10 protein-coding genes are annotated in these 15,002 nt (G+C 59.1%); 5 read left to right on the top strand and 5 right to left on the bottom strand.

All coding sequences use genetic code 11. The features are described from left to right. Positions 1-23 precede the first annotated feature (23 nt). The gene (locus V9K67_RS16905) at positions 24-593 is read right to left on the bottom strand and encodes a hypothetical protein (RefSeq protein WP_336724380.1); all 570 of its coding nucleotides are present in this window, start codon (positions 591-593) and stop codon (positions 24-26) included. A gap of 173 nt (positions 594-766) precedes the next feature. Here V9K67_RS16905 and V9K67_RS16900 point away from each other — a divergent pair, with 173 nt between their 5' ends. Then, on the top strand, positions 767-3,685 hold the full coding sequence (locus V9K67_RS16900) for an FAD-binding and (Fe-S)-binding domain-containing protein (RefSeq protein ID WP_336724378.1): 2,919 nt from the start codon (positions 767-769) through the stop codon (positions 3,683-3,685). 550 nt (positions 3,686-4,235) lie between these two features. Here the strand turns inward: V9K67_RS16900 and V9K67_RS16895 are convergent. Then, positions 4,236-5,813 carry a BACON domain-containing protein gene (locus V9K67_RS16895; protein WP_336724376.1) on the bottom strand — a complete coding sequence of 526 codons (1,578 nt, stop codon included), beginning with the start codon at positions 5,811-5,813 and terminating at the stop codon, positions 4,236-4,238. A 169-nt stretch (positions 5,814-5,982) separates the two neighbouring features. Between V9K67_RS16895 and V9K67_RS16890 the strand changes: the two genes are divergently transcribed. Further along, positions 5,983-6,453 carry a septal ring lytic transglycosylase RlpA family protein gene (locus V9K67_RS16890; RefSeq protein ID WP_336724375.1) on the top strand — a complete coding sequence of 157 codons (471 nt, stop codon included), beginning with the start codon at positions 5,983-5,985 and terminating at the stop codon, positions 6,451-6,453. Positions 6,454-6,541: 88 nt separating this feature from the next. Here the strand turns inward: V9K67_RS16890 and V9K67_RS16885 are convergent, their stop codons facing one another. Then, positions 6,542-7,003 (bottom strand): hypothetical protein, encoded by a 462-nt coding sequence (locus tag V9K67_RS16885; protein WP_336724373.1) that lies wholly within the window; start codon positions 7,001-7,003, stop codon positions 6,542-6,544. Between the two features lie 155 nt (positions 7,004-7,158). On the opposite strand from V9K67_RS16885, the gene proB reads away from it, so the two are divergent. From proB to V9K67_RS16870, 3 genes are all read left to right on the top strand, one after another. After that, positions 7,159-8,193 (top strand): glutamate 5-kinase, encoded by a 1,035-nt coding sequence (gene proB, locus V9K67_RS16880; RefSeq protein WP_336724371.1) that lies wholly within the window; start codon positions 7,159-7,161, stop codon positions 8,191-8,193. A gap of 72 nt (positions 8,194-8,265) precedes the next feature. Next, entirely contained in the window at positions 8,266-9,645 is a 1,380-nt protein-coding gene (locus tag V9K67_RS16875; RefSeq protein WP_336724369.1) for a hypothetical protein, read from the top strand. 55 nt (positions 9,646-9,700) lie between these two features. Next, positions 9,701-10,942 (top strand): glutamate-5-semialdehyde dehydrogenase, encoded by a 1,242-nt coding sequence (locus tag V9K67_RS16870; protein ID WP_336724367.1) that lies wholly within the window; start codon positions 9,701-9,703, stop codon positions 10,940-10,942. A gap of 78 nt (positions 10,943-11,020) precedes the next feature. On the opposite strand, the gene V9K67_RS16865 is transcribed toward V9K67_RS16870, so the two are convergent. Together V9K67_RS16865 and V9K67_RS16860 are read right to left on the bottom strand one after the other, a co-directional pair. Next, the gene (locus tag V9K67_RS16865; RefSeq protein WP_336724365.1) at positions 11,021-11,731 is read right to left on the bottom strand and encodes a Mut7-C RNAse domain-containing protein; all 711 of its coding nucleotides are present in this window, start codon (positions 11,729-11,731) and stop codon (positions 11,021-11,023) included. A gap of 592 nt (positions 11,732-12,323) precedes the next feature. Continuing rightward, on the bottom strand, positions 12,324-14,981 hold the full coding sequence (locus V9K67_RS16860) for a glycoside hydrolase family 3 protein (protein WP_336724363.1): 2,658 nt from the start codon (positions 14,979-14,981) through the stop codon (positions 12,324-12,326). Positions 14,982-15,002: the final 21 nt, after the last annotated feature.

Here is a 15,002-nt window from a genome sequence, read left to right as displayed (position 1 = left end):
GAGATAAAGAGGGAAAAAAGCGACTACAGTTTTACCAGGTCCAGCGCATACACGATCCTGCAGTTGCCCCGGGAAATTTCCCTGCGGCCTTCCAGGTGTTCCTTGCCCGTTTGCTGCAGGCGCACCACGATGCTGGAAACCTGGGTGGCTTCTTCACCCTGGCGGCTGGTGAGCTCCAGGGAGGTGCCGTCGTAGAGGCCTGTATAGGTGCGCACCAGCTTTTGGCTGACCATGACTTTGGCGATGATGCTGTTGTTTTGAAAGGAAAGGTCCCACTGCTCGGTCTTGGTATCGCCTACCGCCGAGCCGGGGCAGGAGGTTTCAATGCAGTTCATCCGGGCGGCCCAGGACCCCACCAGCTCGGGATTGTAGGAGGCCGAGTCGGGGATCTGTTTTTGCGAGCTGTCGATCCGCTGCGCCTGCTTCGTTACTTCCTCCTCGCGCAGCTGCAGGGAGCGCTCTTTCAGCAATAATTCCTGTTCTTTCTGGTTCAATTCGGCTTCTTTTTTCTGCAGTTCCTGCTCCCGCTGCCGTACGTCGCAGCCGGAACACACCAGCAGGAAAAGGAAGAATAACATACTGATCCGCTTCATAGTTTCCTGTTTCAAATGGAGGATCAAATTAGCACATTTGCGTTTAATGCATATTAGAGGCCCATTAGAATGCCCGCAGGCGGGACCGGGTCAGGTGTTCAAAATCAGGTAATTTATACCCCAAAAGCTCGTAATTTTGCACCCTTTCTTTATCAAACCACCAAGGGCAAAAAATGAACGAAAAGTTGCAGCAGCTGGCGGCCACCTTAGACGGCAGCCTGTTTTACGATACCACCATGCGCACTTTGTATGCCACGGATGCATCGGCTTACCGCGAAATGCCGCTGGCCGTAGCCTTTCCCAAAAACACGGAAGACCTCAAAAAACTCATACGTTTTGCACGGGCCGAAAAGACCTCGCTGATCCCCCGCACCGCCGGCACCTCGCTGGCCGGCCAGGTGGTGGGCAGCGGCATCGTCGTGGACGTGTCGAAACATTTTACCAAAATACTGGAACTGAACCAGCAGGAAGGCTGGGTAAAGGTGCAGCCGGGCGTGGTCCGCGACGAGCTGAACATCTTCCTCAAGCCCCACGGCCTGTTCTACGGCCCCGAAACCTCCACCGCCAACCGCGCCATGATCGGCGGCATGGTGGGCAACAACTCCTGCGGCTCCAACTCGGTGGTGTACCGCAGCGCCCGCGAGCACCTGCTGGAAGTTAAAGGCCTGCTGAGCGACGGCTCGGAAGTGGAATTCAAAGCCCTGAGCCTGGACGAGTTCCACCAGAAATGCGAGGGCAACAGCCTGGAGGCCCAGATCTACCGCGCCACCCGCAGCCTGCTGGGCAACTTCGACAACCAGGAGGAGATCCGCCGCGAGTTTCCGAAGAAAAGCATCGAGCGCCGCAATACCGGCTATGCCGTGGACATGCTGGTGGACATGGCGCCGTTTACCGCCGGCGGCCCCGACTTCAACTTCTGCAGCCTCATCGCCGGCTCGGAAGGCACCCTGGCCTTCCTGACCGAGATCAAGCTGAACGTAGTGCCCCTGCCCCCCAGGGATTCCGGCCTGCTGTGCGTGCACTTCAACTCCATCGATGAAGCCCTCCGCGCCAACCTTATCGCCCTGAAATACAAGCCCAGCGCCTCCGAGTTGATCGACCACTACATCCTCGATTGCACGAAGGACAATATCGAGCAAAGCAAGAACCGCTTCTTCGTGCTGGGCGACCCCGGCGCCATCCTGGTGGTGGAGATCCCCAGCGACGACCGCGAGGAAGTAAAGGCCATCGCCCAAAAAATGGAAGCCGACATGCGGGCTGCCGGCCTGGGCTACCACTTTCCCCTGCTCTTCGGCGCCGACACTAAAAAAATCTGGGCCCTGCGCAAGGCCGGACTTGGCCTGCTGAGCAACCTGCCCGGCGACGAAAAGGCCGTGCCCGTGATCGAGGACACGGCGGTGGACGTGGAGGACCTGCCCGACTTCATCCGCGATTTTAACGAGATCCTGAAGCAGTACAACCTCTACTCGGTACACTATGCCCACGCCGGTTCCGGCGAGATCCACCTGCGCCCCATCATCAACCTCAAGACCAAGGAAGGCAACGCCCTGTTCCGCGCCATTGCGGAAGAGATCGCCACCCTGGTGAAAAAATACAAGGGCTCGCTCAGCGGCGAGCACGGCGACGGCCGCCTGCGCGGCGAATTCATCCGCCAGATGGTGGGCGAAAAGAACTACCAGCTGCTGAAGGAAGTGAAAAAGGTGTGGGACCCCGAAAACATTTTCAACCCCAACAAGATCGTGGATACGCCCCCGATGGATACCATGCTCCGCTATACGCCGGGGCAGCAGACACCGGAATTCAAGACCGTGTTCCGTTTTTATAACCAGGACGTGCTGCAGCACGCCGAGCAGTGCAACGGCTCCGGCGACTGCCGCAAGACGCACCTGTCGGGCGGCACCATGTGCCCCTCCTACATGGCCACCCGCAACGAAAAAGACACCACCCGGGCACGGGCCAACATCCTGCGCGAGTTTTTGACCAACTCGGGCAAGATGAACCGCTTCGACCACGAAGAGATCAAGGAGGTGATGGACCTCTGCCTCAGCTGCAAGGGCTGTAAGTCGGAATGCCCCTCCAACGTGGACATGGCGAAGCTGAAGGCCGAGTTCCTCCAGCATTATTACGATGCCAACGGCGTTCCCTTCCGCTCGAAGCTGATCGCTAATTATACCAAATCGAATAAGCTGGCTGCCCTCGTCCCCGGCCTGTACAACTTTGCCGTGACCAACCCCCTGATCGGCGGGATGATCAAAAAGGTTTCCGGCTTTGCCCCGCAGCGCTCCATGCCGACGCTCTACAAGACCACGCTGCAGAAGTGGTTCCGCAAGCACCAGCAGTCGTCGGCGCAGCCGAAGACCGGCCGCAAGGTGTACCTGTTCTGCGACGAGTTTACCAATTACAACGATACCGAGATCGGCATCAAGGCCATCCTGCTGCTGGAAAAGCTGGGCTATGCAGTAGAAATCCCGAAGCACGAAGAGAGCGGCCGTACCTGGCTGTCGAAAGGCCTTATCCGCACGGCCAAGATGATCGCCAACCGCAACGTGGAGCTGCTGAGCCCCATCATCAGCGAGGAAACGCCGCTGGTGGGCATCGAGCCCTCCGCCGTGCTCACCTTCCGCGACGAGTACATCGACCTGGCCGATGACGCCAACTTCGAAACCGCCAAAAAGCTGGCGCAGCACGTGTTCCTGATCGACGAGTTCATTGCCCGCGAAATTGAAAAGGGCCACATCAAAAAAGAGCAGTTCAGCCGCGAAAAGCGGTCCATCCAGCTGCACGGCCACTGCATGCAGAAAGCCGTTTCTTCCGTGGCGCCCACGGTCAAGATCCTGTCGTTCCCCGAGAACTACACGGTGCAGACCATTCCTTCGGGCTGTTGCGGCATGGCCGGCTCGTTCGGCTATGAGAAAGAGCACTACGAAGTATCGCAGCAGGTAGGCGAGCTGGTGCTGCTGCCCACGGTGCGCAAGCAGCCGGCCGACGTGATCATCGCCGCCCCCGGCACCTCCTGCCGCCACCAGATCAAGGACGGCACCGGCCGCCACGCCAAGCACCCCGTGGAAGTATTCTACGAAGCCCTGGCATAAAAGCATAACCGAAATAAACCCTAAAGCCCCGGTCTGTAGCAGGCCGGGGCTTTTTTGGGCACTTGGCAAGGGATATGCCCAGGAACCCATCTGTAGCCGAGAGGTCTGCGTAGAGCCGGAGAAGCCCGAAGGGCTTCACTGTGAGTAGCCCCGGGTGAAACCCGGGGAACGGCGCATCAATTTAGGAAACAACCCCGCAGGGGTTGAATGTGGGACCCACAGCAAACCGACCGTCCGGAATCAGGAAGGCTTTATAAAGAAGCCTCCTGGGTTGAAACCAGATTAATAATGAGCAGGACACATTCAACCCCTTCAGGGTTGCGGGGACGAACTACTGCTGACCCCGGGTTGCACCCGGGGCTACTCATAGTGAAGCCCTTCGGGCTTCTCCGGCTCTACGCAGACCTCTCGGCATCAGCGAAAAATGGGTCCAATGGGGTTGAAAAGGCCGGGGCGTAAAAAAAGGCAGCGGAAAGCTGCCCTTTTTCATCAATGAGGGGGGTATTTCTTTCAAAGAAGAATTTTAAAAGGAGGGAAGTTACCTGGTTTTTTAAGGTTGCACTTGCCACAGCCAGATATCGCCCCCGCCCTTGCTGCCGGTGATATCGCCGTCCTTACTGTCGGTGGTGCCGCCCAACAGGAACTTGCCGCCGGAGGTGACCAGGAAGGAGAGGGCGCTTTCGTAGCCGGTGCCGCCCCAGGTTTTCTCGCCCAGGCGGTTGCCGCTGGCATCGATCTTCAGCAGCCAGGCATCGCCGCCGCCCTTGGAGGCGCTGACATCGCCGTTGGCGCTGCTGGTGCTGCCCACCACGGCAAAGCCGCCGGTTACCGGGGCAATGGCATTGGCCAGGTCGCCGCCGGTGCCGCCATAGGTTTTTTGCCACAGCAGGCGCCCGCTCTCGTCCAGCTTCACCACCCACACATCGTAATTTCCTTTGTTGGCGGTCACGTCGCCGTCGGCGCTGTTGGTAAAGCCGGCCAGGAGGTAGCCGCCCGTCACCGCCGTCAGGGATTGGGCATAGTCGTGGCCCGAGCCGCCGAGGGTTTTTTGCCAGACCTTGTTGCCCGAGGCGTCGAGCTTCAGCACCCAGGCATCCACCTTTCCGTGCTGGCCGCTGACGTCGCCATCGGAGGAGGCGGTTTCGCCCACCAGGATATAGCCGCCGTCGGTGGTGGCCTTCAGGGAGCGGGCTTTGTCGGCGCCCGAGCCGCCAAACGTTTTTTGCCAGAGCCGGGCGCCGGAAGCATCCAGCTTCACCACCCAGGCGTCGGTGCCGCCGTGGTTGCCGCTGACGTCGCCATCATTGCTGCCGGTTTCCCCGGCCAGCAGGAAGCCCCCATCGGCGGTGGGCACCACCGCGTACAGGCCGTCGTAGCCCGCGCCGCCCAGGGCTTTCTGCCACAGCTTATTGCCGGAGGCGTCCACCTTCACCACCCAGGCGTCGGTGCCGCCATGAGGGTTCGTCACATCGCCGTTGATGCTGGCAGTGGTGCCGGCCAGCAGGTAGCCGCCGGCAGGTATGGCTGCCAGGGCCGTCGCCTGGTCGGCGCCGGTGCCGCCCAGCGTTTTTTGCCACAGCAGCTCGCCGCCGGCCGATACCTTGGCCAGCCAGAAGTCGGAGGCCCCGCGGAAGCCGGTGACGTCACCGCCGCCCGCCGAGGCATAGCCGGCCAGTAAAAAGTTATGGTCCTCCGTCTCGATCACCGCCCCCGGCACGTCGGCCGCGGCGCTGCCCAGCAGCCGGCTCCATAAGGTGGCCATCAGGCCCGATCCCTGGCGAATCGTGATGCTCAGGGGCGCTACCGAGGGGTAGCCTACCGGCCGAATGCTGATGGTGGCGGTGCGGGCCGCGGAACTAAAATTATTTTCGAGGGCGGTGACCTGTATAGTAGTATTGCCGCTGCCGGACACCTTGTCCAGGCGCAGCCAGGAAACGGTGTCCGACGCCACCCATTCGATATTGGCATGAAGCGTAAAGGAAGCCTGGGCGCCCAGCTGCCCCGGGAGGGCAACGGCGGCGCTGTCGAGCGTTAGCTCCGGCGCCGTCTGGTGGCCGTCGGCCGGTTTCTGGCAGGCATAGGCAACCAAGAGGAGTACGGGAGTGAGCAGGCAAAAAAATCTTTTCATAAGGATCGGAAATTAACCGGCGGCAAGTTATTTTAATTATCGCCCGGGAGGGAAAGCTTCCGGCAGACACCGCTTTTTAGGGGACTGAACCTGCTTTTAACCGGATTTAAGGGTAGGAGGCCCTATGCTTCAGGCACTTTCTTTGGAGCAGGATCAGCAAAAACCTTTTATGAGATTGTATGGGCACACCTACAGGACGCTGACCACCGGACGGAACTTTTTGTATGCACTAACGCTGGCTGCGCTTCCCTTTTTTTTCTCCTGCAGCGAGGGCGCCAAGGCGCCGTCGGCCCAGGTGGACACGCCCCGGGTGCTGGAAAGTAAAACCGGCCGGGCTTCCTATTATGCAAAGCATTTGCACGGGGATGAAACCGCCAGCGGCGAGACGTTTGACAATACCGAAATGGTGGCGGCCCACCCGACCTACCCGCTCGGCACCATCGTAAGGGTGAAAAACCTGGAAAACGACAGCACCGTACGGGTACGCATCAACGACCGGGGGCCCAGCGACGACAACCGCGAAGAAGGCGTGATCATCGACCTGTCGCGCCGCGCCGCCCGCAAGCTGGGCATGATGCACGACGGCCGCGTCAAGGTGCGGGTAGACGTGCTGCAATGGGGAAATGACAAAAGGGAATAAGGATATTGGTTCATTGGGAATTAGGACACACTGTCCTAACCCAGGAACTATGGAACTCAACTCGTAAACCCGTAAACTTGTAAACTTCTTAAAGAACCGGCAAAACCGAGACGGAGATCGAAAAATCCCCCCTGGTGTGTCCCGGCAGGGTCTTGTGCTCCATGATGAAAAAGTTTTCGTGGGCAAATTCCCGTTTCTTCCGTTCGAGGAAGGCCGTCAGCAGGTCCTCATCGGGCACCATCAGTTGGAAAAGGGGAAACTGCTCGGCGATCTGGGCGCTGATCGGGTGGTCGGGAAAGGTATCGGCCATCGCTTTGTTCCAGATCATGACGCCCCAGGTCATCTTGGCCCGCACATCATCGATATCATCCTGGGGATCCAGGACCGGGTAGATAAAACTGGCCAGCACATCGGAAAACTTGTGGCCTTCGTGCGCCGTGGCGGGAGGAAAGGGGGCCGCACCCGGCCTATGCTGCTGTTGCTGCTGCAGTTGTTGAATCGCTTCGCGCTCCTCGCGTTTGACCTTCTTGCCCCTGCTTTTTCTGCCCATAGCTGGTGTATTTTGACGAAATATATCAATTTTCACCAAATAAAACGGCCTCCCCAATTCCCAATGAACCAATTAACCCCTAACCTAATTCCCCAATTCCCCACTTCCTTATCGGTCAATTCCTATTTTTGCGGCTCTTTACAAAACGACGTTTCATGCAAAAACCTGTATTGGTGATCAAGTTAGGCTCGGCAGTGATAACCGGGAGCAACGGGCAAATAGACAGGAACATTATCGCGAAGGTGGCGGAGGAAATTGCGGCGCTGTCGGCCACCTACCGGGTGGTGCTGGTGTCCAGCGGTGCGGTGGGCAGCGGCAAGGCCTTTTTGAAAAACTACAAAGGCAGCCTTATCGAACGAAAGGCCGCCGCCGCCATCGGCAATCCCATCCTGATCCAGCTGTACCACCAGTATTTTTCGCCCTACGGGCTGACGGTGGCGCAGGCCCTGTGCGAACGGCACCATTTCTCCCACCGGTCGCAGTTTTTGCAGCTGAAGGAAACGTTTGCCGCCTTTTGGGAAAACAATATCCTGCCCGTGGTCAATGAGAACGACCTGGTCAGCAACGTGGAACTGAAATTTTCCGACAACGACGAGCTGGCCACCCTCATCGCCATCGGCTTCGACGCCGAAACCCTGGTCATCTGCACCTCGGTCGGCGGCTTCCTCGACGGGGAGAAAAAGATCATCCCCCTGGTGGAAAAGATCGATACAAAGATCCTGGGTTTCGTCAGCACCGAGAAAAGTGCGCTGGGACTGGGAGGGATGCTGTCGAAGCTGACCTTTACGCGCCTGGCCACCTCCCTGGGCATCCGGGTAGTGATCTGCGGCCTGTCGGGCGACAAGCCCTTTGCGACGGCGCTGGCAGGAGAGAAGGGCACGACCTTCAAACCCCGGCGGTCGAACCTGAAGGCCCGCCAGAAGTGGCTGGCCAGCGGCTCCATCACCCTGGGCGGCATCCGCGTGGACAAGGGGGCCGAAAAAGCGCTCTTGGGCCGCAAGAGCCTGCTGACCGTGGGCATCCGCGACGTGCAGGGCGCCTTTTCCGCCGGCGAGGTGGTGCAGCTGCTCAACGAAGAGCAAACCATTATCGGCGTGGCCAAAGTAAAGCTGGGCGCCCCGGAAATGGAACTGCAACTGGCCCAAAAGAACGCCCTGGCCGCCCATGCGGACGATATCGTGCTCTTCTAAGCACCGCCCTTTGCGAAGAATCAGAACCTGCAGGTGGAATTCCTGGTCTATTTTTGCCCTTTAAACCCATTTATGCAACAGCCCTTATCGCCTAGAAAATATATCGAGACCAAAGCCCGTTCCCTTCCCCTGTACCATTGCTACGTCAACCGCGACTGGAAAGAAGCCATGTTCGCCGATGTGATCGTCATGCGGCGGCACACCAACGGCCATGTGACGGTGGGCCTCTACCAGGTGGAGCTGCTGTGCCAGGGTATTACCGAAACGGCCTTTATCTTCAACGAGGACGAAGCAGAGGTACAGGAGCGGATCCCGGCCCTCAAAAGCGAGGCTTTTACGGAGATCGACTACAACCTGGCCCATAATATTATCTTTGCCGGCCACGACTTTGCCCTGGATTTCGAAATCCAGCCCGAAAAGGATTTTGCCCTGACCCGCTTTATCCTGGAGGAGGATACCGATGCCATCCCCCTGATCGACATCCCGGTAGGCGACGGGGAGGGCCGGCCCGTGCTGATGGCGACTGCCAATAACCTGAGGCTGGACATCCTGGCCAAGCTGAAAAAGTTTGCCGGCGAAGGCAACTACGTGTACCTGCAGGAGGACGAGGAGGAAGAAGAGGAAGCCCTGCGGCTGGACGCGCTGGCCCCGGGTGAAGTGAACCTGAGCACCGTGCAACGCCTGCACCTCGATGACATGAACGACGAGGAAAAAGTCTCCAAAAGGCTCCTGGAAGAACAGATCCTGATCGAGACGGAATCGCTCTATATGGAACTGCCCCCGGAGCTGACCAACCTTTCGGAAGAGGAAGACGCTTTCCTGGAGCGTACCTGGGAGGAACTGCTCGCCTCCAGCGAGCACCATACCGGCGTAACGGAAGAACAGGTAAACGAATACCGGGAGGTGCTGGACCAGATCATTTCCTTTACCTCGGGCCAACAGGACGAGGTGGTGGAGGCGCAGTACGACGACATGATCAGCGGCCTGCTGGAATCGCATGGGGCTAATCCCATCGTGGTTTCCTCCATTTATGAAACCAGCATTGTGCTGGCCAAGAAAAACAGCGTAGCGCTGGCCGGGGAAAAAGCCCGGTTGCTGGCCGACCAGTACCCGATCGTGGCCCTGAGCCTGGCGCTGGGCGCCCTGGTATTGGGCGAGGCCGACAGCCGTTTTGACCGCCTGTACCAGGCCCAAAGCCTGGAGGAAGCCTTCCCCGGTACCGGTAAGTTTTCGGGCACGGAAGTGATCGAGTTCCTGCTGATCCGCCTGATGGTGACCCTGAAGGCCGGCCGGTTAAAGGAAGCGGTCGTATATTTTATGGCCCTGCGTGCCGCCGAAGCCGATCCCTGGCTGCTGGTGCCCGTCTTTGCCGAGCTGAACATCGTCCTGGAAGAATACATGGAAGCCCAGGGCGATGGAAAAGACAACGGCAAGGAGCAGGAAGAAGAATAAGCAATAGACAATTGACAAGCGTCAATGGACCATTCACGATAAAAAAACAAGTTACATGACCACCGTTCAATCGCAGATCATTACCACCTACAAAGCTGCCGTTTCGCTGCGCAACAGCACGGACGAGCAGGTAATGAACGCCCTGCAGCTGTTGGCCGATGCGCTGGAAGCATCCGCCGGTACCCTTTTGGAAGCCAACCGCCAGGATGTGGCCAAAGTGGACCCGGCCAACCCACGCCTCGACCGGCTGCTGTTGAACGAACAGCGCCTGAAAGGCATCGCCAACAGTATCCGCCAGATCAGCCGGCTGCCCAACCCCACCGGCAAGGTGCTGGAACAGCGTACCCTCTACAACGGCCTGCAGCTGCAGAAGGTAACCGTGCCCCTGGGCGTGGTGGGCGCCATTTACGAATCGCGTCCCAACGTCACCTTCGACATCGCCGCCCTCTGCCTGCGCAGCATGAACGCCTGCGTGCTCAAAGGAAGCAGCGAGGCCGAACATACCAACCGGGCCGCCATCGCCCTCATTCATAAAGTGCTGGAAGCAGCCGGCATCAACCCCGACTGTGTGACCCTGCTGCCCCCGGCACGTGAAACCGTACAGGAACTGTTTACTGCCACCCGCTACGTGGACGTGCTTATTCCCCGCGGTTCCGAAGGCCTCATCCAGTTCGTGCGCAAGAACAGCCTCGTGCCGGTGATCGAAACCGGCGCCGGCGTGGTGCATATCTACGTGGAAAAGGATGCCGCCCTGGAAAAGGCCGTCGACATCGTGGTGAATGCAAAAGTGTCGCGTCCTTCGGTATGCAATGCCGTGGACACCGTGCTGGTGGATGACGCCATCGCCCCCCGCTTCCTGGAACAGCTGCAGGAGCGCTTCCGCCAGCATAACGTGGAGATCTTTGCGGACCATTCAGCGGCGGAACTGCTGCAAGGCTACCCGCACCTGCAACAGGCGACGACGGAAGATTTCGGCCGCGAATTCCTCGACCTGAAATGCGCCGTGAAAGTGGTGCGCAACATCGACGAAGCCCTCGAGCATATCCAGGAATTCTCCACCCGCCATTCGGAAGCGATCGTATCGGAAAACAAGGAAGCCTGCAACCGCTTCATCCGGGAAGTGGATGCCGCCGCCGTGTACGCCAATGCTTCCACCCGCTTTACCGATGGTGAAGAATTCGGCCTCGGCGCCGAGATCGGCATCTCCACCCAGAAGCTCCATGCCCGCGGTCCCTTCGCGCTGGAGAAGCTGGTAACGGAGAAGTGGATCATACAGGGAGAGGGGCAGATACGATAAGTTTACGAGTTTATGGGTTTACAAGTTTACGAGTTCCTTACGGGCGCCAGCAACTCGTACACTTGTAAACCCGTAAACTCATACGATAAATCTCTTTAAAAACGCTTCCATCTTCTCATAGTGCGAGCCTTTCCAATACACGCGGCCGCAGGAAGTGCAGTGATAAAATTCATGAAAATACCGGTCGGTGTCGGCCGGTATTTTTTCTTTTATAAGGTCCTTGTCCACCGCTTCGATCAGGCCGTTACAGGCGATGCAGCGGTGGAAGGGTTGGAAGGCCCCTTCGAGCCCGAAATGAACAATGACCTCCTTTAACTGCTCTTCGCCGAATTGTGAGCGCAGCCAGTAGCCCCAGCGGATGGATTTGTGTTTGAGCAGGCCTACATCGCGGGTGAGCACGATACGGTCCTGGGCGGCGGCAATGTCGGCGATCTCTTTGTCGTGGTAACCGTTCTCGTAGGCGGTATCGAAGCCCAGGAGCCGCAGCAGGCGGGCCAGCTTTCCCAGGTGCACATCCAGTACAAAAGAGCGGGGCGCACCGGGTATACCGGCAGCAGGGAAGGGAAAAACGTCCACCTGGTCGTGGTGCCCCAGAGGGGCCATGATAGCGGCAGGGTGGTGGTTGATGGTCAGTGCGCCCACTTCGGGATGGGGAATGCCGATGGCTTCGATGGCATCCTTTACTGCCGGAAGTCCGCCGAAGGAATAAAGGATCTCTGTGGCCTTTTGGGCTGGCCGGAGAAAGTCGTTGAGCGACCCGTGAAACCGGAAGGTGGCACTGTGTTCCATTGGCTGTTTGCGCATAATCATGAACGTGAGGCGGGCGCTTGGCGGGTCCGTTAAATGCAAAAAGAAAAGGCAGCCATAACCATGCTGCCTTTCCTTCTTACCTAAACTAAAAATCCCCTCTCTGCACTGATATCACGCGACGGTTGAAATCATCAATTACCTGGAGGTTATCTCTTTCCCGGGTGTTGCCTCGTATCGCTTTCACATTCACCTGTAACACCATGCTCTCTGCGCTCCTTCCAGGTACCTAATCCTTCCTGTTGATCTTCGTGTTTCTTCTTTCGTTCTTTATCCGTTCTTTCTTTCGAACCGTCCTCGTGGATGTATGTTGCCAATACCATGCCTTTTCTCAAAATAAAGCCTGTTGCTGCAGCTATCCTACTATTAATATAGAGAAATGCGCTGTTTTCGGCAGAAAACAACCGGAATGCAATGGTTTAGTGTACATGAAATTCTACAACGGGGAGGATGAGGTGGGGCATTGACCTGATGGGGACGATCAGAGGGATTATTGTCAAAAAGACAAGGGGGTAAAAACAGAAGAGACGTTGCGGGGCAACGTCTCTTCCGGGCTGGACTTTTCCTGTCTTTCTTATTCGTTCACCGTTAGGGTTGCCTGGACGGTTTTCTTGCTGGCAGCCGATTGGGCATCGGGCTGGCCACCGCCTACCGAGAGCAGGATCTTTTCCCGGGGCTGGCGTTCGTTGCCCTGTTCGTCGATACGGGACAGCTGTTTCGGCGACAGGCTGAAGGTGACCTGTTTGCTTTCCCCGGCTTTGAGGAAGAGGCGCTGGAATCCTTTCAGGGCGCGGACCGGCGTTTTGTAGGCACCGGCTTCATGCGCCACGTACAACTGCACCACTTCCTCGCCGTCGCGGCGGCCGGTATTGGTGACCCGTACGCTTACCTTCACGGTTTTGCCTGCCTTGGTGGCCGGGGGCAGCTGCAGGTTGTCGTAGCGGAAGGTGGTATAGCTCAGGCCATGGCCGAAGCCATACAAAGGCTGCCCTTTGAAATAGCGATAGGTGCGGCCGTCCATGGAATAGTCGTTAAAGCCGGGCAGGTCCGCATCGCTTTTGTAAAAGGTCACCGGCAGGCGGCCCGAGGGGTTGTAGTCGCCAAAGAGCACGTCGGCGAGGGCCGTACCGGCCGACTGGCCGCCGTACCAGGTGTTGACGATGGCCGGGACATTTTCGGCCTCCCAGGGGCAGGCGATGGCGCTGCCGGTCATCATCACGAACACAACGGGTTTGCCGGTACGCTGCAGGGCCTTCATCAGGTCGGTCTGCACCTGGGGTAACAGGATGGAGGTGCGGTCGCCGCCGTTAAAGCCGGGGTAGTCGACCTTCATTTCCTCGCCCTCCAGCTGGGGCGAGATGCCGCCGACAAATACCAGGGCGTCGGCATCCTGAACCCGTTGGGCCAGGGCCTGGAAGTCGGAGCGCACCAGGTTGCCGGCCCGCAGGTGGGCCGATGCCTTGCCGTCGCCCTGGTAGTATTCCAGCGCCAGGCGGTAGGTTTTTCCCTTTTCAGCGGCGAGCTTGTAGGTACGGGCGCCCCAGCGGTTGCGGGTCCAGGCGTTCACCACTTCCTTGCCGTCCACCAGGAAGCGGTAGCCGTCGTCGGCTTCCAGCTCGAAGGTGATGTCGCCGGAAGCGGCAGGGGTGAAGTCGGTGGTCCAGCGGGCCGAAAAGTCGTAGGCCCTCAGGTTGGCCACCACGGCCTGGCCTTCCTGCCATTCGTAGTCGGGGGCGCTTTCCTGGCGGGTGAGCACCGGCGTGCCGGACAGTTCCTTGTTGGAAAAGTATTCGGCCTTAAAGCCTTTTTTTCCTTCCCAGGCATACTGGTCGTTCAGGTCGGCATAAGCCAGCAGGGTGTCGCCCGTGAAGGTCACGCCCCGCTCGTACACCACCTGCACGTTCGGGCCCACCTTGTCCTTGATGCCCTGCAGGGCGGTCACCACCTTGGAGGGAATGCCGTTGTAGTTGCCCAGCACGGCGATGGCGTTGTCGGCATTGGGGCCGATCACCACGATCTTGCGCAGGTCCTTGCGCAGGGGCAGGGTGTTGCGGTCGTTTTTCAGCAGCACGATGGACTGCCGCGCCATTTTGAGGGCGTGGGCCTGGTGGGGAGCGCTTTCGAGCACCGAGGCGGGCGTTTGGGCAAAGGGCACCATCGAAGGCGGGTCGAACAGGCCGAGGCGGAAGCGCAGGGTAAACAGCCGGCGGACCGACACGTCGATCTGCTGCTCGGTGATCTTGCCCTGCTGTACGGCCTGCACCAGGGATTTGTAGGCGTCGGTGCCGCAGTCGATGTCGGTACCGTGCAGCACCGCATCGGCCGAGGCGCTGGCGGCATCGGGGTGGGTTTTGTGGTTCTTGAAAAAGTCGTCGATGGCCCAGCAGTCGGACGTGACGTAGCCGTTGAACTTCCAGCGGTTGCGAAGAATGTCGTTCATCAGGATATCGCTGCCGCAGCAGGGCTGGCCGCGGAAGGCGTTGTAGGCACACATCACGCCGGCCACGTTGGCATGCACGATCAGCTCTTCAAAGGCCGGCAGGTAGGTGTCCCAGAGGTCGTAGGGCGTTGCGTTGGCGTTGAACACGTGCCGCAGGGGTTCGGGACCGCTGTGGACGGCGTAGTGCTTGGCGCAGGCCGCCGCCTGCAGGTATTTGGGATCGTTGCCCTGCAGGCCGTGCACGAAGGACCGGCCGAGCATGGCCGTCAGGTAGGGATCCTCGCCATAGGTTTCCTGGCCGCGGCCCCAGCGGGGGTCTCGGAAGATATTGATGTTGGGCGTCCAGTAGGTGAGGCCCACGTAGCGCTGCCCGCTTTTGCCCGTGCGGATGGCTTCGTTGTACACCGCCCGGCCTTCAAGGGCCGAGTAAGCGGCCATCTGGTGCAGCGAGGCGGTATCGAAAGTTGCGGCCATGCCAATCGCCTGCGGGAAGACCGTTACCCGGAAAGGGGTGCGGGCCACACCGTGCAGCACTTCGTTCCACCAGTCGTAGGCGGGAACGCCCAGCCGGTTAATGGCGGGGGCGGCGTTGAGCATCTGGGCCACTTTTTCCTCCAGCGTCAGCCGCGACACCAGGTCGGCGGCCCGCTGCTCAAAGGAAAGGGACGTATTTTGAAACGGGTATCTGGCGGCCGTGCCTTGTGCGCCGGCCAGGGCCGACTGCACCAGAAGCGCGGCGGAAACAAGCGCCTTCGCCAGCACTTTGGGCAGGTTCTTGGATTTGCGGTTCATGCTGTTTCGTTGATTGAAGTA

It is taken from the genome of Huijunlia imazamoxiresistens (assembly GCF_037132455.1).
GTDB lineage: Bacteria > Bacteroidota > Bacteroidia > Chitinophagales > Chitinophagaceae > Flavisolibacter > Flavisolibacter imazamoxiresistens.
Note: the sequence above shows the minus strand (reverse complement) of the source record. Positions and strands in the feature narration are given on the sequence as shown.

Bases quoted from the DNA above. Each gene is read 5' to 3' on its own strand.
- V9K67_RS16905 (WP_336724380.1), bottom strand. From the start codon at position 593: ATGAAGCGGATCAGTATGTTATTCTTCCTTTTCCTGCTGGTGTGTTCC.
- V9K67_RS16900 (WP_336724378.1), top strand. From the start codon at position 767: ATGAACGAAAAGTTGCAGCAGCTGGCGGCCACCTTAGACGGCAGCCTG.
- V9K67_RS16895 (WP_336724376.1), bottom strand. From the start codon at position 5,813: ATGAAAAGATTTTTTTGCCTGCTCACTCCCGTACTCCTCTTGGTTGCC.
- V9K67_RS16890 (WP_336724375.1), top strand. From the start codon at position 5,983: ATGAGATTGTATGGGCACACCTACAGGACGCTGACCACCGGACGGAAC.
- V9K67_RS16885 (WP_336724373.1), bottom strand. From the start codon at position 7,003: ATGGGCAGAAAAAGCAGGGGCAAGAAGGTCAAACGCGAGGAGCGCGAA.
- proB (WP_336724371.1), top strand. From the start codon at position 7,159: ATGCAAAAACCTGTATTGGTGATCAAGTTAGGCTCGGCAGTGATAACC.
- V9K67_RS16875 (WP_336724369.1), top strand. From the start codon at position 8,266: ATGCAACAGCCCTTATCGCCTAGAAAATATATCGAGACCAAAGCCCGT.
- V9K67_RS16870 (WP_336724367.1), top strand. From the start codon at position 9,701: ATGACCACCGTTCAATCGCAGATCATTACCACCTACAAAGCTGCCGTT.
- V9K67_RS16865 (WP_336724365.1), bottom strand. From the start codon at position 11,731: ATGGAACACAGTGCCACCTTCCGGTTTCACGGGTCGCTCAACGACTTT.
- V9K67_RS16860 (WP_336724363.1), bottom strand. From the start codon at position 14,981: ATGAACCGCAAATCCAAGAACCTGCCCAAAGTGCTGGCGAAGGCGCTT.